Here is a 20,721-nt window from a genome sequence, read left to right as displayed (position 1 = left end):
GTTCCAGGAGTCCCCATGTCGATCATCACCCGCCGCGCTATGCTTGCCTCGGGGCTCGCCTCCGGCCTGGCATCGACAGCGTCGTCTAGGGGCTGGGCGCGCAAGCCATCGCTCGGAACTTCACCCGCGCCCTGGGGAGCAACCCCCTCCCCGCGCCAGCTGGCCTGGCACGCACGCGAGCAATACGCCTTCGTCCATTTTTCGATCAACACCTTCACCGATCGCGAATGGGGCTATGGCGACGAAGACCCCAAATTGTTCGCACCAACCGACTTCTCGGCGGATCAGATCGTCGGAGCGGCCAAGGCCGGAGGCCTGCGCGGGATCGTGCTTACCGCCAAGCATCATGACGGATTCTGTCTCTGGCCGACGATGCTGACCGAGCATTGCGTCAGGAACAGCCCGTTTCGTGATGGTAAAGGCGATGTGGTCCGCGAATTCGAGCAAGCGGCTAGGCGCGCCGGTCTAGACTTCGGCCTTTATCTGTCACCCTGGGACCGCAATCACGCCGAATATGGCCGCCCCGGCTATCTCGACTATTACCGCAAACAGATCGTCGAACTCTGTACGCGCTACGGCCAGCTGTTTGAGTTCTGGTTCGACGGCGCCAACGGCGGCGACGGCTATTATGGCGGCGCCCGCGAGACACGGAAGATCGACTCCGAGACCTATTATAACTGGCCGTCGATCTTCGCCCTGGTGCATCAGCATCAGCCCATGGCCTGCACCTTCGAACCGCTAGGGTCCGACGTGCGGTGGGTCGGCAACGAGGATGGTGTCGCCGGCGATCCGTGCTGGCCGACTATGGCCAACCGCAAACCGAGCCAGGCGGACGGCAATGCCGGTCTTCGCAACGGCCCCTTATGGTGGCCCGCCGAAACCAACACCTCGATCCGCCCGGGCTGGTTCTACCACGCCGACGAGGACGCTAAGGTCAAGGATCCCAAGCGGATGCTGCAATTGTTCGACGAATCGATCGCGCGCGGCACCAATCTGATCCTGAATCTGCCACCCGACCGGCGCGGCCGTCTCGCCGATCCCGACGTCGCCATTCTGCAGTCATTCGGTACCGCGCAGCGTGCGACGTTCGCGGACAATCGTGCGACCGGCGCGCTCGCGTCGGCCGATCACGTTCGCGGGCCGGGCTTTGCGGCGGCCAATGTGCTCGATCGGAATCCTGAAAGCTATTGGTCGACCCCCGACGCCGTGCATACGCCGAGCCTTGTCCTCGACCTTCCGCCCGGCCGCAGCTTCGATCTCGTCCGGATCCGGGAGTTCCTGCCGCTGGGTGTCCGCGTCGACCGGTTTGCGATCGACGTCGATCGCGGCAAGGGGTGGTCGGAGATCGCATCGGGCACGTGCATCGCTGCACAGCGTGTCGTCCGCCTGCCCGCGCCCGTCGTCGCACGACGGCTGCGCCTGCGGATCGTCGCGGCACAGGCGTGCCCGGCGATCAGCGAAGTCGCGCTGTTCCGCCAGATCGCCCCGATCGCGGTCGCTCTGCCCGCCGCGCGTAGCCGCGACGTGCTGCAGGCATCCGAGATATCGATCGTCTCGGCATCGGGACAGACTGCCGGCGCCGTGCTGGACAATGATTCGAACACAGTCTGGCAGGTTCCTGTTGTGTCGACTGCGGATCGGCCGACCGTCACATTCAAATTGACCACGCTTCAGCACTTGGCTGGCTTCATCCTGACGCCCTCGCGCGCGGTGATGACGGATACCGCGCCACCGAAGCGATTCGTTGTCGAGACAAGCCTCGACGGGAGGACATGGGTCAAGGCGGCTGCCGACGAGTTCTCGAACATCGCCAACGCGCTCTCGCCGCAACGCATCGTCTTCGACACGAAAATCGACGCCGTCTACGTCCGCATGACCTTCATCGGTCTTGCATCCCCCAGAACGCATATGGCCATCGCCGGCATCGACCTGTTTCGGTAGAGGGCCGGCAGGCGCGATACGTACCCCGCCTGCCGCCGACGGTTATCTGTGGATGAACGCGAGGATGTCGGCGTTGATGACGTCGGCGTGTCATGCGGATAGCCTGGATAGGTCTTGAGCCTGCCGCCCATCGGGTACCAGTTCCGGCAAGGGGTGCGACCTGATCATCTTCGCCATGATCACCAGCACTGGCTGGTCGGCGATGCGCGCGACCGGGCGTTGCGAGACTATTGGAAGAGCGAATCCGACTTTGTCGATGTCGATTCGACCGCCAGCAGCTTCGATCCGAGGACGGGCGAGCGACGCCTTTCGATGACGGGTAACGCGCGCATGGATTGGACCTCAGGCTGGTATCCAACCGACGGGATGGCGATCGGCTATCGTGCTCATTTCACCCGCGACGCCGGGCTCGACGGTGACGCACCGTACGCCGTCCCCTATCCACAGCATACGCGCACGATGGACACGGTCCTGTTGCCGCAAGAACGATATCGCCAGAACAGTCGCGGGCATCGAATATCGCCGCCGTGTCACGTTAAAGGGCGGCATGTTCACCGCGAAGCGCACCCGCCGACGAGTTCGCAGCCTATGGCGTATCGCCCTGAGATGGGTCGCATCGCCGGCGCTCATGATCACCCACCCACGCGTCTATCACAGTATCAAGACGGGTAGGACGCTCGACGCTGGAAGTGGCGGTCTTGTTCAGGACAGCAAATCTGTGTCCCCTGCCCTCAACAAGAGGCATAATCCCGTAGCTGGTCGGGGCAGTTTCAGTGCTCGTTGGAATGCCGGTCTTCGGCCGGCGTGTAATAGCGCGCGATATCCGCTTCGGTGAGGGCATGACCGCTCGACTCCTCAACAAGCGCGGCGATTTCGCCATCGGTCTTCCCGGCGTTGCGCAGCTGCTCGATCTCGTCGCTTACCATGTTGATGAAGGCGGGGACCGGGAACCGTTCTTCACCCAGGCCCAGTGCATCACGCATGTGTTTTTGCGCACGTAAGGCTTCAGGAAGCGTGAACGCGATATTATCAGCCATCGAACGTGCCTTTCATGGACTATATATGGTCGGGGGGCATTGGCCCCCCGACACCGAAACGCTTATGCGGTGACCGCTTCCGCTTTGACGTTCACGATCGACGTTGCCATCGCGGTCAACTTGTCGTCGGTCGCATATTCCTCATCGAGCGTTTCTTTCAGGATCGCAGCGATATCGGCGCGGCCGAGCTGGTTCGCCCAAGCGATCAGCGTGCCATAGCGCGTGATCTCGTAATGCTCGACGGCCTGTGCCGACGCGATCAGCGCGGCATCCAGAACGGCTTTGTCCTCGATCTCGCCGGCGACTTCGTTGGCTTCCTTGATGATGCCGTCGATCGCTGGGCAGGTCACGGCCTTCGCCTTTTCGCCCAGCAGGTCGAAAATCCGCTCGAGGCGCGTGATCTGCCCTTCCGTCTCACGCAGATGGGTTTCGAAACCCTGCTTCAGGGCTGGCGCCGTTGCCTTGGCCACCATCTTCGGCAGCGCCTTGGTGATCTGGTTTTCCGCGTAATACACATCCTGCAACTGGTGCAGGAACAAGTCGTCGAACGTCACGATATCTTTGGAAAACAGGCCCATGATAGTATCCTCGCTAAGCAAATGGCTGCGAAGCAGACTGCTCCGGCACCGCCGCAACGCGCCGGCTCGGGGGTAAGTTTCGTTCGGGTCGGCGCAGCCTTCACGCCAGTCCGATCGGTGGCGGCGTGTTGATCCTCGACGCCGGTCCGGTTGTCGCTCGGCTGATCATGCCGGCTGTCAAGTCGGGCATAGGAACGATTAGAAGAGTCCCCATCTAGCGTCGCATGACCAATAGCATTCTTCATCTCGGGCTCTTGGAAGACGGCGAGATCGAGCTCGATCTCGCCGCCCTGGAACTCGCAGCGCTCGATCATCCCGGTATCGATCTCGATGAATATATCGACGAACTGGCTGGCATAGAATTGGCCCTGCGCGCTGCGGACGGCGACGCAGCAGGAAGCGTCGCTCAGGCCCAGGCCCTGCGCAGCGTCCTGGTTGAGGATTTCGGATTCTCCGGCGGCCGCACGCACTACGACGATCCCCAGAACGCGGACCTGACCGCTGTTGTCGATCGACGGCTCGGTCTGCCGATCAGTCTGTCGATCCTCTATGTGGCAATGGCCCGACGCCTTGGATGGTCGGCCATGCCGCTCAACACCCCCGGTCACGTCCTGGTCCGCCTTGGCGACGCACCGGATGCGCTGATCATCGATCCCTTCAATGACGGTCGCATCGTCGCCCCCGAACAGGTGGAAGCCTTGTTGGAGCAGATGACGGGCCAGACACGGTTTTCCGACGGGATGCTGCCACTGTCGAACCGATCGGCGCTTGTTCGACTGCTGCTCAACCAGGCGACGCGTGCCGAGCAGGCCGGCAATCCCGCGCGCGCGCTAGTCGTGTACGATCGCATGACGATCGTGGCGCCCACGCACGCCCATGGTTGGTGGGAGCGAGCCAGACTTCAGCTGGTCGCAGGAGATGTTGCCGGCGCCCGCAATAGCCTCAGCGCGATGCTCGAGATTTCCCGGGACGACGACTTACGCCTGCAGGTATCGGCAGCGCTCGATGCCCTTCCCCAGCCAACGCCTTCGTGAACGTAGCGGTAGACTGGCTCCACTCCAAGCGCCCTTTGGGAAGGCCTCTGCCCGCAACAAGATCGTCGAGCTCTAGTATACCTCTAGCTCGCCGGCTTTGCGATCCCTGGTAGCTTCGCCGCGCGGAGCTTGCTCAGCAGATCGCGTGCTTCCACGGGGGCCGCCTGTTTGAACAGGCTGAACAGCGCGCCATCGTCCAAACCGCTGATGTCAAACCCGATCGACAAGGCAATGGGCTGACGGAGACGAGCACCGGGCTGCGCCTCGAGGACGAGTACGAACCACCGCATTCCGACAGGCGGCTGTCCGATATTCTCGGCGAACTCCCCTGCAACCGCTTGGCGTATCCGGATACGTCGATCAGGATTATTGTCGAACCAGGCCGCGTCCCCGTGCGTGGCCACCTCTGCGATGCGGTCGTCGATCGAGCGGGGTGTACTGATCATCATGAGGTCCTGACATGCGCCATTGCGGGGCGGCCTGTAGCGGGCCTGGTCACATTGGCAAATGGCGCGATGCGCACACGGCTTCGGCTCAGGCGCCGCTATACTCGCCTTCGATGCTGTCCAATGCCGAGACGGGGCGCCCCCTTCGGAACGCCCCGCTTTTTAGAGCCAGCAAAGCAGAGCGGATTACGCCGACGCGACCTTGGCACGCGTCGATGTGTGACCGCCGGAGCGATACAGCAAATCGGCTGCATCCTCGGGAGCGACCCCTGCCCCGGCGGTATCGACCGACACGAACACGCCACCTTCGTTGATGCGACCCTCATAATAGCTGGCATCGACCCGGCTGACGCCATGATCCGTCATGACTTTTTCCAGCCCCCCGACGGCGCCACCGAGCGCCGCACCGACGACGGCTGCACCGGGGATTGCTGCCGACGCGATCGCGCCCGCTGCAACGAGAGGGCCGACGCCGGGTATTGCGAGCGCCGCGATACCGAGCAAGGTCCCGATACCAGCGCCGGCTGCGACCTTGCCGACAAACTCCTGCGTGTCGCCGTTGCCGTCTGTCGTCGTGTTCTTGCCATCGTGCTGCGCCACGATCGAAATCGCGCTGTCGTTTACGCCCGCAGCGCGCAGCTCTGAAACGGCGCGCTCTGCATCGGCGTGATTGTCGAAAACGGCTGATACGAGGGTCGTGCTCATGATGATTCCTGTCAACAGTTCGGTTTGCTCACGGATCTAGAAGCGGTGTCGAAGGATGATCGTTCCGAATATTGAGGGTTAGCGAAGCGGTAACCATGAATAGCAGCGTCCCGACACAGGACGCCGTGCGCGGGATAGACCATGCCCTTGGGCAGGTGCGACTCAAGTGTCGCTTTTTGCTTTTCGCCATTGTCGCATCGCGGCGTCATATCGTTGACGCTCGGCTTCGACTGCAGCCTCTGCCGCGCCGACGTCTGCGCGGTGTTGTTCTTCAAGCTCACGTCGCTCGCGGGCCAGTTTGGCCTCCCGGTCCGCCAACCCCTTCATCCTGCCGCCGTAATCGGCCGCCACCGTCTCCAGCGCAGCCTCCGCCGCCTCGAGCTTCGCGCTGCTGGGCTTCGGTTTCGGTGCAGACTTCGGTTTTTGCGGCTGTTCGGACGTTTCGGGGCGCGCCGAAACATCTCCCCGCGCTGTCCGCAGTTCGGGGGCCGGCATGGCCTTGATCTGCTCCGCGGTCGTGCCCCGAGAATGCTTCACGACCACGCCTGGCGACGCCAAAGGCTCTGCGGTCAGCGCGGGGTCTGTGACGAGCTCAGCTATCCCTCGCGCGAACAGGTCTCGCTCGCTGCCCCAGGCCTCGAGGGCAGCCTTCTGAGTCGTTGCAGCGACATAGGCATCATTGAAGCCAGCGACCGTCCTGTAAACCTTCAGCTTTTGCGCACGAGCCATACGGTCTGATACCGCGCTATGTGCTGAAATAGAAGTTGGCGCCGGTCGCGCTTCCGGTACCGACGCCAATGCCCACCTCCGGGCTTACCGGACACGGATCGCGCTCGGCTGTTCGCGCCATCGTCGGTCCGGTCACGACCTGCCTAGACACTCCTAAGCGGTAAGCGAAGGCGGCACGTCGATGTGCCTCGTCTTAAGCGTGGTTCTGCCGTCAAAGCTTGCATTGGGTCACATTGCTTCAAGCAGCATGGGCGTCCTAGATATATGGAGGAGAAGCGCCGCCATGGCTACGCATTCCATCGATGCTGAAGTTAGCAGTTAACTATATCGGCTTGCGTCGAGAAGCGACTGGAACTGCGATAAAGACCATTTTTTGGCTCAAGCTGTAGGCGACGCTTGCGATCATCGAGCGTTCTATTGTTGAGACGCAAATCGCACTCCCTGCGATGGACGCGAGATGTTCGCCGATCGGCTGAGGATAGAATCGGGGCGATAAATCACGATGTCGATCACGCGAGACCGCTAGCAATTCAGCGGACCCGCTGTACCCGCCCTTGACCTAACGGTGCCCGGCGACCGACAACCGGCGAATGATCAAGCCTCTCGTCGCAACCGTCGCGCTGTTCGCGCTCGCTACCGGAACCGCAGCGCAGACCGTGCCGACGCAGCAGGTCGGCAGCGCCACGCTCTCTGGCGTGCCCAATATCCCCGTCGAGGTGCGCGAGGCGGTGCAGCGCTATCAGAATAGTCGGGCGGCGCAGTTCGAGGATTGGCTGCCGGACGGCTCGATGCTGATCGCCACGCGCTTTGGCGCGACGCAGCAATTGCATCACGTCGCAACCCCCGGTGGCGCACGCACACAGATCACGTTCGGCGCCGAGCCGATTGCCGCCGCGACGACGATCCCCCGCAGCGATCGTTTCGTGATGACGCGCGACACGGGCGGTGACGAGTGGTTTCAACTCTATACGCGCGGCCTCACCGGTGTAGCCACGCCGGTGACCGAAGCCGGCACCCGCAACCAGTCGCCGGTTTTCAGCAAGGATGGCGCGCTGATGGCATGGGCGCGGGCGACCAAGGGAAGCGCCGCTTATGCAATCCTGGGGGTCGCCCCAAAGGCGGGCGGCAACCCGCGCTCGCTTTACCAGTCCGACGGCGCGGTGGCGCCCGCCGATATCGCGCCCGACGCTGCGCGGCTGATATTTGTGCGCAGCCTTTCCAACCGTGAGGACCAGCTGTTCGAGCTGGATCTTAAGACCGGCAAGGCGGACCGGATCGCGCCGAAGGCAGACGCTGCCGTCTATGCCGACCCCCGCTATCTGCCGGGCGGACGAAAGCTGATCGCCATCTCCGATTCCGGCAGCGACACGCGCCGACTGGTCGAGATCGATATCGCCAGCGGCGCGCAGACGGTCCTGACGCCGGACCTGAAATGGGACGTCGAGAGCTTTGACCTGACGGATGACGGGCGCGTGCTCGCCTATTCCGTGAACGAGGACGGCTTCTCGCGCGTGGTGGTGCAGGATCGGGTCACCCGCCGCGCGCTACCGCAGCCGGTGCTGCCGCGCGGTGTCCTGACCGCGCTCAGATTTTCGCCCGACGGCAGGAATCTGGCGATTGGCCTGACCTCGGCCACTTCTGCCGGTGACGTCTGGAGCTGGGGCGTGACCGGAGGCGGCCTGACACGCTGGACCGTGTCGGAGCTGGGCGAACTCGATCCCGCCACGCTTGCCGAGCCCGAGCTCGTACGCTTCAAGTCCTTCGACGGCCTGTCTGTCCCGGCTTTCGTCTATCGGCCCAAGGGCTTGCCGGCAGGCACGCGGACGCCGGTGATCATCGACATCCATGGGGGCCCGGAGGCGCAGACACGCCCGATCTGGAACTACGGCGCGCAATATTTTGCCGATGCGTTGAAGGCGACGGTGATCCTTCCCAACGTCCGCGGCAGCGACGGCTATGGCAAGCGCTACCTCAACCTCGACAATGGCGTGAAGCGCGAGGACTCGGTAAAGGATATCGGCGCCCTGCTCGACTGGATCGGCACGCAGCCGGGCCTCGATGCAGGTCGTGTCGCGGTCTATGGTCAGTCCTATGGCGGCTATATGAGCCTTGCCGTCATGACGCATTATTCGGACCGGCTGGTCGGCGGGGTCGAGCGCTACGGGATCAGCAACTGGAACACGTTCCTCCAGAACACCGAGGCCTATCGTCGCGACAATCGCCGCGCAGAATATGGCGACGAGCGCGATCCGGCGATGCGCGCGGTACTAACGCGGGTGTCGCCGTTCACGAATGTCGCGCGGATTACGAAGCCAATGTTGGTGATGCAGGGCGCCAACGACCCGCGTGTACCCCAATCGGAATCGGACCAGATCGTGGCGCGCCTGCGCGCAAACGGCAACGACACTTGGTATGTGGTGTTCGCCGACGAAGGGCACGGCTTTCTGAAAAAGCCGAACAACGACCTGCGGCGCGAGGTGGAAACCGTGTTCTTGGGGCGTCTGTTTAAGCGGTAGCGTGGGGGAAAGGCTTGGGAGGGATTTGCCCGCACGCCTTTGCGATGTTGACCCACAGGCAGACTTTGATGCCGCTGCTTCAGCTGCTTGCGCTCAGACATCGCTTTAGGTTGGCGCGCCGTGCTCCTCCGTCGCTTGCGGTACGAACACCGAGAACGCCAGCGTGACGCCTGCGATCATAGGGATGCCCCAGAACGTCAGGGGCCGGCCGTGCGCTAGCCCTGCCCGGCTCGTCACTGCGCTTGCCGCCGCCCCTGGCCCACGAGCATCTGCTAAATCTGTTGCAGCGCCCCAGCGTGTCCGTGGGCGAGGCTGGCATTGGGCACGGTGCCCAGCACCGCCGCCCCAAGCGTGATGCCAGATTTCGGGCAAAGAAGTTGGAGGCCGTCGTGGCCCCACGCTCTGCGAAACCCACGCTGCCCTGGATCAACTTGCGGCGCTGAAGATCCGCGGCGGCCGGTTTCTCCGCCGCAATCTTCACATAACGCCGCGTTGGCATCCTCAAGGGCGGGTACGCAGATCAGACGGCCTGCTCTGTTTCGCATGGCGCCGGCCGAACCTCGCTATCGGCGATGAAGCCAAATTTGGAGCAGGCTTCACAACCGATTGAAAATAGACCAGTCCTTATGATCCGTTAACCGTCGCCTCCTACATTTTGCGCATGAACCGAATAGCCAACCGTGTAACCGAGCTCACACGTTTTGCAGCGCTACCGATCGCCACAGGCGTTGGTTACTATCTGGCGGCCTTCGCGTCCCTCTACCTCACCCGCGGTGCTGACGGGATCGCGATGCTGTGGCCGCCCAGCGGCATCCTGTTCGCAGCCTTACTGGTTGAACCTCGGAATCGCATCGTGTGGCACATAGGCGCCGCAGCAATGGCCAGCCTCGCTGCCAACCTCGGCGGCGGGAATGGCGTCCTGCTTTCGATCGGTTTCACGCTCGCTAACGTGTCCGAGTCCGGATTTGCGGCATGGCTTTTACGAAACCGAACGCGGCGCCGTGATTCATTCACCGATCCAAAGGGCTTGGTCTGGTTCTGCATCGCCGCAGCGGCCGCGGCAGCGTTGAGCGCGACGATCGCCGCCTGCGCGACAACGGCTGGCGGGATCGGCTTCTGGCTGTCGTGGTTCACGACCGATCTGCTGGGGATCTTGATCGTTGCCCCGCTCATCCTGATCGCGGGCCGAGCCTTCTATCGCAAACGGTTTCGCGATGGCCTGGCAGCAGCCCCGCAAGCCATCGCGATATTTCTGCTCGTGGCTGGCGTGTCGATCATTGCCTTCTCGCAGGTCAACTACTCGCTGCTTTTCCTGCCGATGCTTGCAGTCCTTCTGGCAGCGTTGCGAATGGGACCGTTTGGCGCCGCCGGAAGTGTGTTGATCGTTGCCACGGCCAGCTCACTCGCCCATATTTTCGGCTCTGATCCGCAAGCAATCGCCGATGGTCAGGCGTATGCACGTAGCATCTTTCTGCAATTCTATCTGCTGGCCCTGTTTGCGGCTGCCCTGCCGATTGCCGCCCTGCTCGCCACGAGACAACAGCTGATCGATAGCAACGCGAACAAGCTGCGGTTGCTTGAGCTTGCCGAAGGTGCGGCTCATGTCGGTCATTGGCATCTCGATTTGTTGACGCAACTCATAACATGGTCGGACGAAGTCTTTCGCATTCATGGTGTGGAGAACCGCGTTCCGCCGTCACTCGACACCGCGATAGACGCCTATCATCCTGACGATAGGGATGCGGTTTCGGCACATATCGGGCGCTCCCTCGAACACTGCGTAGGTTTTGAATTCACCGCTCGCATCGTCCGCCCCGACGGGGAGGTACGCCATGTGTTTTCAAAGGGTGAGATTGACCGAAACGGCGTCAATGAGTCGGTTGGCCTGTTCGGCATTATCCAGGACATCACGACCCAGGTTGCGCACGAAGCCGAGATGGAACGGGCCCGCATTCGTGCTGAGACTGCCGCCCGCAACGCGATAATTCTGGCCGAGACGGACCAGCTTACCGGAATTGCAAACCGGCGCCGTACCAGCTTCGTGCTTGAGCAGACGTTGCTGCTCGCCCGCGAAACCGGGCACCCAATGTCCGTCGCGATGTTCGATATTGATCACTTCAAGCGCATCAATGACACCTATGGACATCACACAGGCGACGAGGTGCTGAAGAGGGTGGCAGCAGGCGCTGCCGCGGAACTGCGCAGCGGCGATACCATTGGCCGCTTCGGCGGTGAAGAATTCGTGATCGTGTTACCGGACGCCGCAGCGGATGCGGCAAGCAAGGTCGCCGAACGGGTGCGTCATGCGATCGGCACGGACAACTGTACGCCGGGCGTCACGGTGAGCATTGGCGTGGCAGAAATGGCGCCTGGGGAGAGTTGCGATGCGCTGCTGAGACGCGCCGATGACGCGCTGTATGTCGCGAAGAACGAGGGTCGCAACAGGATGCGGCTGGCCGCCTAGCGAAAGTCGTCCGTAGACGCAGCCGTACTTCCAATGTCTGTCTCAATTGCGCATTCGCGAATGGCCTGTCGGCGACAAGAAACGGGAGAGATGGCGCTTAACGAATGGCCGTTATGGGTTGCCCGTATAGCCACTCTGAACGTCCGGTATTGGGCGCTAGCTACCGGTCCGCTTGCAGCTGGTAAAATCCAATAGATGACACTCAGATCAGCCTACCCGCTTCCCACAATCGCTGCTAATTCATGTTCCATGTTTGACCGCTTCTCGGTTTTCATGGCGCATGCTGGTAGGTGCCTGCTCACCGTCGTCGCGAGCAGCCGGACCAGTTCCGGCTGCATAAATGCAAAACTGTTCATTACGTCAAACAAATCGCGCGCTTGTCTGCCAGAGCCACCCGGATTTGAAGCTGGAGCTTGCTCCGATGCGCCTTCCTCATAACGAAGATCAGGTCGACCCGGCTGACCATTTCAGCCTTGAGCGAGTTCTCAGCGTCATGGTTAGGACGCGCGTCGGGTCCGAACGCGGTGGCGGCTCTCCCACCGATCGGTCCTGCGACTTCTAGAAACGGCTTAAGCTTGCGTCTCTCCCGATCGGAACGCCTGGCCCGTCCGTCAGAAGCGCAGCCAAGGCACCCTCAAGGTAGGTAAGCGCGGCGTCATCCAGCGCCTAGGCGATGAGTTCGGCCCCGTCCTCGTCGAGGCAGAGATCGGGGGGTCTGATCGGATCTCGCAATCATGCTGATGAAGGTAGTTAAGACCTCTATCTTGGTCGACCTCCCGACGACTACGGCAGCGGTGCGCCAGACCCGGACATTCGCAGTGGTTCCCGCTTACCAGCTCCGGTCGTTCGTTCATCCCGAACGCAAGCGCTCGGAGCCGCCGCCATTCGTCACGCAAGTACGCGGATCAACTGGCCATCCGTGCCCTTCGCGATGTCTGCCCGCGTGATCGGGATTGCTATGTCCGGCTTAACACCCCGGTCGGGTTGCGGGGTCGTCGGAAACCGGCCGATCAGCGGCAGGTCGGCTTCCAGCCCGGTCGCAGGCAGTCGCACGAAGTAGAAGCAGCCACCGTTGATCCCGCGCCGGTTGCCGCCGGTCGTCTCACCGATCAGCGTTGCCAGGCGATTACGGCGGACGAAATCGGCGAACTGGAACGTCGCCGAACTGTTTTGCGGGCCGATCAGAACGCGCACGTCGCCCTCATAGCGTGTACCGCGCGGTCTGATCGGATCGACCCTGTCGCCTTGCGCATCGAGCCGCAGGAACCGGTCGTTGATCCTGGTCGCATTCTCCCCCAGATGGTCGAAACTGCGGTCCCACGTGTCGAGCACAGGCCGCAGGTCCTCGGGCACGGTGCGGTAGCGGACGAGCCTCTGGACCTCCTCGAACGGCGTCTCGCGGTTCACCAGCCGTTCGGCGAGCGCGTTACCGCAGTCGAGCCCCCCCTCGTTCGCGCGCAGATCGACGACCAATCGCGGCACCCGCTCGGCGACCAGCAGGTCGACCGCCTGATCGAGCCAGCCGCGCCAATCCCACTTGCTATCGTAGAGACCCCAGTTGGGCATCGACAGAAGCGCGGCGTCACCGCGCCGCTCGATCGTCCAGACCGGCGTGTCGCCGCTCGCATCGACGCCGGCGTGCGCGGTGGTACGGCGCTGCGCCAGCGAGACGCCGGCAACGGTCGCGATACGTCGCCGTCCGGAGGGGTCCTCCACCGTCAGCTGATAGCGCTCCTGCCCGAACAGCATCGAGAAGAAGATGTCGAAGGTCTCGTAGCGGTCGTCGCCCTGGACCGAGAGAAGGCGGCGACGCTTGGCATCGTTGTGCCCATCCGCACGCGCGAGCGGCATGAGCGCGGCGAGGACGGTGCTCGCGGAGCGGCCATTGACCGCCAGGATGCGGCTTCCCGGCGAGATTCCCGTGGCGAATGGATCAGCCGTGACGACCATCGCGTCGCCGATCCAGAGGAGTTCGAACGGCAACCGATCCGGTGCTTCAAATAACGCGGCGGCGACCTCGCGTCGCTGATTGTAGAAATTCGCATAGCTATGGCCGCAGCGCACGTTCGCGAGAAAGCGCGACAGCGTGAGGTAGAACGCCCGTAGCGTCATGGGAATGGCCGCCGCCTGGTCCAGCGCTGCGAAGCGGGCATCGATCTCCCGGGGCGTATTGTAACGGTGGATGCCGGGGTGGAGCTCGGCATATGCCCTGCGCAGTAACGCGACGTCCTCGCGCATCGCCGCGGCGCGGAGCAGCGTCGGACCGGATGAGGTCCGGGCGAGCAGAGGCGAGGCGGCAAAGGCGGCGCCGAGGCCGCCGAGCACGGTGCGACGGGACGGTGGCGATGCGATCATGTCAGCTCCGACGTTATGGATACCCCCTTCAAGCATAGCCGAGCGCGTACGCGTCGCCTCATCATCGCCCATGCCATGCGGTTTATCGTTTGTGAGACGCCCGATACGCACTCGGTGAGCGACCATAGCGCCGCTGGAAGGCGCGGTTGAAGCTTGCCTTCGACGCGAACCCGGCGTCGAGTGCGATCGCCAGAACTGGCCGGGAATCGTCCGCCGCCAGTGCCGCGGCCACATCCTCGCAGCGAAGACCGTTGACGAAGTCCGAAAAGCCGACGCCCAGCCCCTCATTGAGTGCGCGCGACACATAGGTCTCGTTGGTCCCAAGCAGGCTCGCCAGCCGCCGCAGCGTCAGCGAGTCGTCACGATACCACCCGTTATCGCGGATCCGCGTCGCCCATTCCTCCCCTTGCGCCTGCCAGTTTCGAACGGCGGGTGATCGCACCTCCGGATGCTCCAGTGTGTCGAGCGCCGGAAACGGCAACGCGAGATACCGCCATCCTGTGATCCCGAGATACAATGCGAACCCCGCGATCGCGGCGTAGAGCGGCATCAGCCCGCTATAGCCGAGCGGCGTCACCGCATCGACCAGCAGCCAGCCCGCCCAGACGATCGCCAGCAACGGATAGGCGACGGCGGTGTGGCTGAGCCACGCCGTCGCGAACCGCGCGTCGTCGCTGCGCTTTTGCGACAGGGCGTCGCGGTAGTCGTGCAACAGCCGGATCGTCCACGCGCCATAGACGACGAAGCTGATCGCGAGCAGCGATGCGATGATCGCATTGCCGGTCGTGAAAGCAAGATCCGCCCAGTAATGCTTCAGCGGCGTCGGCAGGAGGAAGGCGGCAGCCTGATAGGCAAACTGGATGGCGCCAGGTAGCAGGTGTCGCCAGGCCGCGGGCGACCAGCGGCCGGTGACTAGAGCATAAGCATGCAGATAGAGGAGCGGCGGGACCGACAGCGCGTTCGAGAAGGGCGCGAAGGTCAGCCACCACCAGCGATCATAAAAGCCGGCAAACCCGATCAGCCAGGGCACGAAGACGCCGGTCATGACGATCAGCAGCGCAGCAAGCGCGCGCGCCGCCAGCCGGTTGTGAAACGACGTCGACAAGCCGACCGCCAGCGGAAGCAGAATTGCCGCTGCCACCGTGAGGACAGCCGTGCGCCAGCCAAAGACCAGATCCATGACGGTCAGCGTAGCTTAGCCGACACCCAAAGCTAGAGATCCCATTTCGGAAGGAGGCCAGTCGCCTCACCTGCGCACATCCGAGCACCCCCTCAGCGCTTGCACAGCTTAAAACTTGCGGCTCACGGCCGCTCGAAAGACGGGATGGCAAAGACCCAGAACCACTCGTGCAGCAGTGTCTTTGAGCAGGCCGAAAGCGGACGTCCGTTCACCTCTGCCGCTCGTGAGCGAACATCAGGGCGCAGTGCGCGTGGCGACGGCTCCCGCGGGGCCTACTCCAGAAGGAAAGGTAGCGCGGACAGCTTTACCGTATTCGGGTTGGTGTTGGCGCGCACGGACGTCGATGCCATGTCGCACTTGGCGGCAGTGCGCTCCTACTCGTCGCCCTCGTGCAAGACGGGGTGGGTCATGAGCACCCCCCGCCGCACCCCCCGCCGCACCCGCCATCGCCGCTACCGCACCCGTCCGAGCCGCAAGCGTCACCGTCGAAATTCAGATCGAAACGACGACCCGCTGTGCCGGCCTTTAGTCGCGCACCCTGGATCCATGTGACGATCGCAACGGCAAGGAGGAAAACGGCAACCAGCGCCGCCATATCTTGAACGATCAGGACAACCAGGCCGGCGCAAGTGAACCCGACCAACGTCGTCTCTTCCGCGCCCAGAAGTACCTTTCTGGTCCGGTCGATCCGCTGGAAATTTCCCGAGAATCGTTCGGAGGGATCGGGCCAAACATCTGCGGGCGGCGCAGCACCAAAGGTGTCCCGGTATAAATTGAGCGTATGCGCGTAGCGGTCACGATAGTGCTCGCATTGCTCGGGGCCACCCGATGTCGGCTCGTGATGAATATCGCGCGCGACGATATCGCGGCAGAGGCCGTGCCAATAATCGCGGGTATAGGCCATATGCAGATGCCACGCCTGATCAACCGCGTCCGACGGCGTAAGCTGCTCGTCGCTGATCGCGACCAGCGCGAGGAAGCGACGATATTCCGTCGCGACCCGGTCTGCAAACGACCCGGTCCATCCGTTCTCTGCGGCCAGCCTCCCTTCGAAGCTGAGGGCTGCACCGGGCTGGCCGATGCTCAGGGTCTCGATCCTCCCAATGAGGATCCTTCGCGCCATATGCGCGGGGCTCTTCGGCTCCATACCCCATTAGATTAGTATGATATTGTTGCAGGATTGTGACGCCGATGGCGACCAAGGGATCCGGATGCCGCCGTCCGCACCTCGATCGTTGCGTGATGCTCCGAGGTAGACAATGTCCGACCGCCACTCGGCCTCGGCACTGCCGTTGCAGGCTGAGCGATCGCAAGCGCGGCGCCCATATCATGCATCAACATGGTCCATCTCAGCCTGTAGTCGGCGACGCTCGGGTCGCTCGCCGGGGCCGCCCGCCTGTTTCGAGCGGGCGATCCATTGTTCCTGCACGGCCCCTTACACCGTGCAGGTCAGCCGACCGGGCCGCCCAACGACTCGCTCGACGCTTCCCTGAAGACACGCAACCCGCTCTGGGGCTTACGCGACCTCGAGACGGTGATCGTAGCAGCTGACGGGTCCACGCTGGCTCGTGTTGTCCAAATGCCAGCCAACAACCCTTGGGTCGTTCTGCAACGCAATTCGCTTCAGACTTGGCCCATGGCAGTCCGAGGGACTGCCGCCACGCACGACCTTCTTTCCCCTACACCCCACAAGCTGACGTTGCAGGGCATTCCCCCCGCCGAGCTGCGGACACTCATTCAAAGAGGTTTCCGGCAAAGCCACTGCATGCCACCATTGCATGCCGCCATTTAGGCGTTGTCGGCACTGGCGTACATAAGTGGGGGCGACCTTGTCGGTGCGATGCGGGCTGTGCGCCGACGCCTTCAAATCACGGAACGCCTGTCCGAGACTTCACGCCTCCGTGTGACGGACGATGGCCTCGCAAATTTCATGCGTAGCGAGAATAGCGGCTGCATCGACCGGCCTTCGCTCACGCGCCGCAAGCAGGAAGTCGTCGCACATCGCCGCAAAGCCGCGCTGCTCTCCTACCGAGATCCAGTCGCCTCGTCGATGTAAGCGCTGTGTCCCGCTTGTCTCGACGCGATCAGCAAGGTTCAGCACGGTATGACGGGCCCCACCGCCAATGACGTCCAGGCGTTCCTCGTCGAGCCCACTGTTACGATGCATTGTGCCGATGGCGGTAAACCCGTCGCCTGCCAGCGTGAGGGTGATCGTGTGGAGCATGCCGTCTACCACATGGGTTTCGATGTTGCGTCGGCAGACCGGTCCTGGGGCCAGGAACAGCAGTGTATCGACGACATGGATGAAGTCATCGAAGACGACCTTCCGCGGTTCGTTGGGTTGCCGGCAGCGGTGCTTTTCGAGGATGATGAGGTTCGCGTCGATGCCTCGCAATGAGACATAATCTGGCGCAAACCGCCGGTTGAAGCCGACCATGAGCGGAACGACACGGTCCGTGGCCAAGGCGACAAGCGCTTCGACGTCGCCGAGATTATCGGCGAGCGGCTTGTCGACGAAGGTCGGGACGCCTCTCTCAACAAGGTGCCTGACAAGTTCGCCATGTGCCTGCGTCGACGCGTGAACGAAGGCGGCGTCGAACGACATGGTGGAAAGCGCATCTGCAGCGCTGGTGTGCCGATGCGCGATACGAAACGAGCGGCCGACCTCGTCGAGGACGCCCGCGTCGCGCGTCGCCAGGTGAATGTCGAGATCAGCTCGCGTCGACAGAACCGGAAGATATGCTTTGCGAGCGATGTCACCCAGCCCGATGAGAAGCACGCGCATATCTGTTCCCCGGTCCGGCACGATCGCCGCGTCTGCCGGGCCGCAATAGCTTCACGATTGCGCTCCCCGCAACCAATCGTCGGGGATGACTGCGACCGCAACTGGGGCAAAGATGTCGCGATGCGCCGCAAAAATGCATCGCCGCCGATCGTGTCTCTTGCCGCACGTTGCAGTGATGTTACCGGTCGGGGTCGGATCCGGGCCACACGGATCGACGCAGGAGGATGTTCGAAGCCCAAGGGGGGACCATCCATGATTCGCTTGTCCGTTCGTACGTCTGCCATCGCCCGGCTGCTGGCCGCCAGCGCGCCGTTATTCGTCTGTGCCACACCCGCCGTCGCGCAGGACCAGGCGCCGACGGGGCAAGCCGTCGGCGATCCGGCCGGCGAACAGGGCGTCGGCGACATCGTCGTCACGGCGACCCGCCGTCGGGAATCGTCGAAGGACGTGCCGCTCGCGGTCACCGCAATCAGCGGCGAGAAGCTCGACGTGCTCAACTCGAGCGGCCTCGATATCCGGTTCCTCGCCGGTCGTACGCCGAGCCTTCAGGTGGAATCGTCGTTCGGCCGCACCTTCCCGCGTTTCTACATCCGCGGGCTCGGCAATACCGATTTCGATCCGAACGCCGCACAGCCGGTGTCGGTGGTGTATGACGACGTCGCACTCGAAAATCCGATGCTGAAATCCTTCCCGGTGTTCGACCTGCAAAGCGTCGAAGTGCTGCGCGGGCCGCAGGGCACGCTGTTCGGGCGCAACACGCCAGCCGGCGTCGTGAAGATCAATTCCGCCAAGCCGGATCCGGACAAGGTCTCGGGCTACGCGACCGGATCCTGGGCGACCTACAACACGATCAACGGCGAGGCGGCGCTGAACCTGCCGATAGGCAACGGCTTCGCCGTCCGCGCCTCGGGTATCATCCAGTCGCGTGACGACTGGGTCACCAACGATTCCGCGACGGGCAATGCCGATCGCAAGCTCGAAGGGTACCGCGATGTCGCCGGCCGCTTCCAGCTCGGCTATACCAGCAGCGACTTCAACGCCTTGCTGAACGTCCACGTCCGTGACCTTACGGGCTCGCCGCGCATCTTCCGCGCCGGGCTGTTCAAGCCCGGCACCAACGACTTCAACACCGGCTTCGACCCCAAGCACGTGACGCTCGACGGTTATACCAGCCAGAGCCTGACGCAATGGGGCACGAACCTGCGGCTCGATTATCACCTCGACGGCATCGGCACCTTCTATTCGGTCACCGGCTATGAACAGGCCAAGGTCGAGAGCACTGGCGACGTCGATGGCGGCAACAGCTACCCGTTCACGGGCGGCACGATCGGCGCGATCGGCGTCGGGCTGTTCCCGTCGAACACCGGCGGCCTCACCAAGCCCAAGGAGTTCAGCCAGGAACTGCGCTACGCCAGCGAGGACATGAACGGCATCCGCTTGCAGGGCGGGCTGTATTATTTCTACCAGACGCTGCGCTATCATCAATATGACTATGCGTTCGGCGGCACCGGATCGCGTGCGACCGACCTGACGCAGGACATCTTCCACGACAATCGCAACGAGAACTACGGTGCGTTTGCATCGATCGAGGCGAAGCCGACCGACCTGCTGACATTGCGCGCGGGCGTCCGCTACTCGCACGACTATCGCAACGACCTCGTGACCGCACCGATCCCCGGGACCGGGATCAGCGACACACTGCCCGCGCGTGCGGTAGTCCGTGGCTCGAACGTGACCTGGGACGCGAGCGCGACCTATGAGCTGACCCCCGCGATCAACGTGTATTCGCGGCTTGCCACCGGCTATCAAGGGCCAGCGATCCAGGACCGCGTGACGTTCGGCAGCGTCCAGAGCACCGCACCGAAACAGACGACCTTCTCGGGCGAGAGCGGCTTCAAGGGGACGCTGCTCGACCGGAAGGTGAACTTCTCGCTCGACGCCTATTGGTACAGCACCAAGGACCTTCAGATCACTGCGGTCGGCGGCAGCAGCAACTCGGCCCGGCTGATCAGCGCGGACAAGGCGATCGGCTACGGCGTCGAGGGCGAGTTCGAGGCACGGCCGGTGCCCGAATTGTCGCTGACCGCGAGCGGCAGCTACAACTTCACCGAGATCCGCGATCGCTCGATCGGCGTGGGGGTCTGCGCGACCTGCACCGTGCTCGATCCGATCGTGAACGGGTTTGCGATGATCGACGGCAACAACCTGCCGCAGGCGCCACGCTGGATCGCCAACTGGACCGCGCGCTACGGGATCCCGCTCGCCAATGGCGGCGAGGTCTATGCCTATACCGACTGGGTGTATCGCAGCCGCATCAACTTCTTCCTGTACGAAGCGGTCGAGTTTACCGGCAAGTCGTCGCTCGAAGGCGGGCTCAAGGTCGGCTATAAATCGCCGCAGGGGTATGAGGTCGGCGCGTTCGTGCGCAACATCACCAACCAGTATCGCAGCATCAGCGCGATCGATTTCAACAATCTGACGGGCATGATCAACGAGCCGCGGATCATCGGCGGCCAGTTCAAGGTCGCGTTTTAAGTTAAGACGCCGAACTGGGCACCTTTCGCGCAATCCTGGTGCGAAAGCGAGCGTCGCGGACGAACCCGAACTCCTCGACAAGGGCCGTCGCAAGCGCGGCGGCCTGATTTAGCGCTGCGGTCGAACCACGAGCAACGGCCGCCAGCCGGACGGAGATGGCTTCGAGCACGTCATCACAGGTAGCACGGTCGGTGCCAGCGTGGTCGAAGAGCGCCAACGCAAGCGCGGCTTCGTCAGGAAGGGTATCATTCTCATCGACCAGGCCAACATGCATCAGATCTTGCGGGTGCCCAATTGCCATCGAAGTGGGTGAGCACTGCTCTATCATTCGGATCGACTATTTCGACGATACGTGATGCTCTTGGTCATGGCCGACCGAACGCTCTTTTTCGTCTGGATGACCCTGACCAGGAACT

At 63.0% G+C, this 20,721-nt stretch carries 16 protein-coding genes and 1 pseudogene; 7 read left to right on the top strand and 10 right to left on the bottom strand.

Going from position 1 to position 20,721, the window contains the following annotated elements:
* The first annotated feature begins 15 nt into the window (after positions 1–15).
* Together IFS44_RS14790 and IFS44_RS14785 are read left to right on the top strand one after the other, a co-directional pair.
* Positions 16–1,941 carry an alpha-L-fucosidase gene (locus tag IFS44_RS14790; RefSeq protein WP_197977899.1) on the top strand — a complete coding sequence of 642 codons (1,926 nt, stop codon included), beginning with the start codon at positions 16–18 and terminating at the stop codon, positions 1,939–1,941.
* Between the two features lie 114 nt (positions 1,942–2,055).
* Entirely contained in the window at positions 2,056–2,613 is a 558-nt protein-coding gene (locus IFS44_RS14785) for a hypothetical protein (protein WP_192098988.1), read from the top strand.
* A 98-nt stretch (positions 2,614–2,711) separates the two neighbouring features.
* Here IFS44_RS14785 and IFS44_RS14780 read toward each other — a convergent pair whose 3' ends face one another.
* Both IFS44_RS14780 and IFS44_RS14775 read right to left on the bottom strand, forming a co-directional pair.
* On the bottom strand, positions 2,712–2,978 hold the full coding sequence (locus IFS44_RS14780; RefSeq protein ID WP_192098987.1) for a hypothetical protein: 267 nt from the start codon (positions 2,976–2,978) through the stop codon (positions 2,712–2,714).
* Between the two features lie 62 nt (positions 2,979–3,040).
* Positions 3,041–3,556 carry a YciE/YciF ferroxidase family protein gene (locus IFS44_RS14775; RefSeq protein WP_192098986.1) on the bottom strand — a complete coding sequence of 172 codons (516 nt, stop codon included), beginning with the start codon at positions 3,554–3,556 and terminating at the stop codon, positions 3,041–3,043.
* Between the two features lie 224 nt (positions 3,557–3,780).
* On the opposite strand from IFS44_RS14775, the gene IFS44_RS14770 reads away from it, so the two are divergent.
* Positions 3,781–4,590 (top strand): SirB1 family protein, encoded by an 810-nt coding sequence (locus IFS44_RS14770; protein ID WP_192098985.1) that lies wholly within the window; start codon positions 3,781–3,783, stop codon positions 4,588–4,590.
* A gap of 83 nt (positions 4,591–4,673) precedes the next feature.
* Here the strand turns inward: IFS44_RS14770 and IFS44_RS14765 are convergent, their stop codons facing one another.
* The 3 genes from IFS44_RS14765 to IFS44_RS14755 form a co-directional block, all read right to left on the bottom strand.
* Entirely contained in the window at positions 4,674–5,036 is a 363-nt protein-coding gene (locus tag IFS44_RS14765) for a hypothetical protein (protein ID WP_192098984.1), read from the bottom strand.
* A gap of 186 nt (positions 5,037–5,222) precedes the next feature.
* The gene (locus IFS44_RS14760) at positions 5,223–5,741 is read right to left on the bottom strand and encodes a general stress protein (protein ID WP_056678610.1); all 519 of its coding nucleotides are present in this window, start codon (positions 5,739–5,741) and stop codon (positions 5,223–5,225) included.
* Positions 5,742–5,903: 162 nt separating this feature from the next.
* On the bottom strand, positions 5,904–6,470 hold the full coding sequence (locus tag IFS44_RS14755) for a hypothetical protein (RefSeq protein WP_192098983.1): 567 nt from the start codon (positions 6,468–6,470) through the stop codon (positions 5,904–5,906).
* Between the two features lie 590 nt (positions 6,471–7,060).
* Here IFS44_RS14755 and IFS44_RS14750 point away from each other — a divergent pair.
* Positions 7,061–8,986 carry a S9 family peptidase gene (locus tag IFS44_RS14750; RefSeq protein ID WP_192098982.1) on the top strand — a complete coding sequence of 642 codons (1,926 nt, stop codon included), beginning with the start codon at positions 7,061–7,063 and terminating at the stop codon, positions 8,984–8,986.
* 661 nt (positions 8,987–9,647) lie between these two features.
* A complete protein-coding gene (locus IFS44_RS14745) occupies positions 9,648–11,450 on the top strand; it encodes a sensor domain-containing diguanylate cyclase (RefSeq protein ID WP_192098981.1) in 1,803 nt (600 codons plus the stop codon).
* Positions 11,451–12,338: 888 nt separating this feature from the next.
* On the opposite strand, the gene IFS44_RS14740 is transcribed toward IFS44_RS14745, so the two are convergent.
* From IFS44_RS14740 to IFS44_RS14730, 3 genes are all read right to left on the bottom strand, one after another.
* Positions 12,339–13,805, bottom strand: a complete 1,467-nt coding sequence (locus tag IFS44_RS14740) for a S41 family peptidase (RefSeq protein WP_192098980.1) — start codon at positions 13,803–13,805, stop codon at positions 12,339–12,341.
* A gap of 82 nt (positions 13,806–13,887) precedes the next feature.
* Positions 13,888–14,985, bottom strand: a complete 1,098-nt coding sequence (locus tag IFS44_RS14735; protein WP_197977898.1) for an AraC family transcriptional regulator — start codon at positions 14,983–14,985, stop codon at positions 13,888–13,890.
* A 406-nt stretch (positions 14,986–15,391) separates the two neighbouring features.
* Positions 15,392–15,889, bottom strand: coding sequence for a hypothetical protein (locus IFS44_RS14730; protein ID WP_192098979.1), 498 nt, complete (start codon positions 15,887–15,889; stop codon positions 15,392–15,394).
* Positions 15,890–16,360: 471 nt separating this feature from the next.
* Here IFS44_RS14730 and IFS44_RS22925 point away from each other — a divergent pair.
* Positions 16,361–16,777: pseudogene (locus IFS44_RS22925) on the top strand (DUF938 domain-containing protein); the annotation flags it as partial.
* A gap of 99 nt (positions 16,778–16,876) precedes the next feature.
* On the opposite strand, the gene IFS44_RS14720 reads toward IFS44_RS22925, so the two are convergent.
* A complete protein-coding gene (locus tag IFS44_RS14720; RefSeq protein ID WP_192098978.1) occupies positions 16,877–17,770 on the bottom strand; it encodes a Gfo/Idh/MocA family protein in 894 nt (297 codons plus the stop codon).
* Positions 17,771–18,022: 252 nt separating this feature from the next.
* Between IFS44_RS14720 and IFS44_RS14715 the strand changes: the two genes are divergently transcribed.
* Positions 18,023–20,305, top strand: coding sequence for a TonB-dependent receptor (locus IFS44_RS14715; RefSeq protein WP_197977897.1), 2,283 nt, complete (start codon positions 18,023–18,025; stop codon positions 20,303–20,305).
* Between the two features lies 1 nt (position 20,306).
* Here IFS44_RS14715 and IFS44_RS14710 read toward each other — a convergent pair whose 3' ends face one another.
* Positions 20,307–20,579, bottom strand: coding sequence for a hypothetical protein (locus tag IFS44_RS14710; protein ID WP_192098977.1), 273 nt, complete (start codon positions 20,577–20,579; stop codon positions 20,307–20,309).
* Positions 20,580–20,721: the final 142 nt, after the last annotated feature.

It is taken from the genome of Sphingomonas sp. CFBP 13706, from assembly GCF_014842355.1.
GTDB classification, from domain to species: domain Bacteria; phylum Pseudomonadota; class Alphaproteobacteria; order Sphingomonadales; family Sphingomonadaceae; genus Sphingomonas; species Sphingomonas aerolata.
The sequence above is the reverse complement of the archived record's forward strand: the minus strand, read 5'-3'. Positions and strand labels throughout refer to the sequence as shown.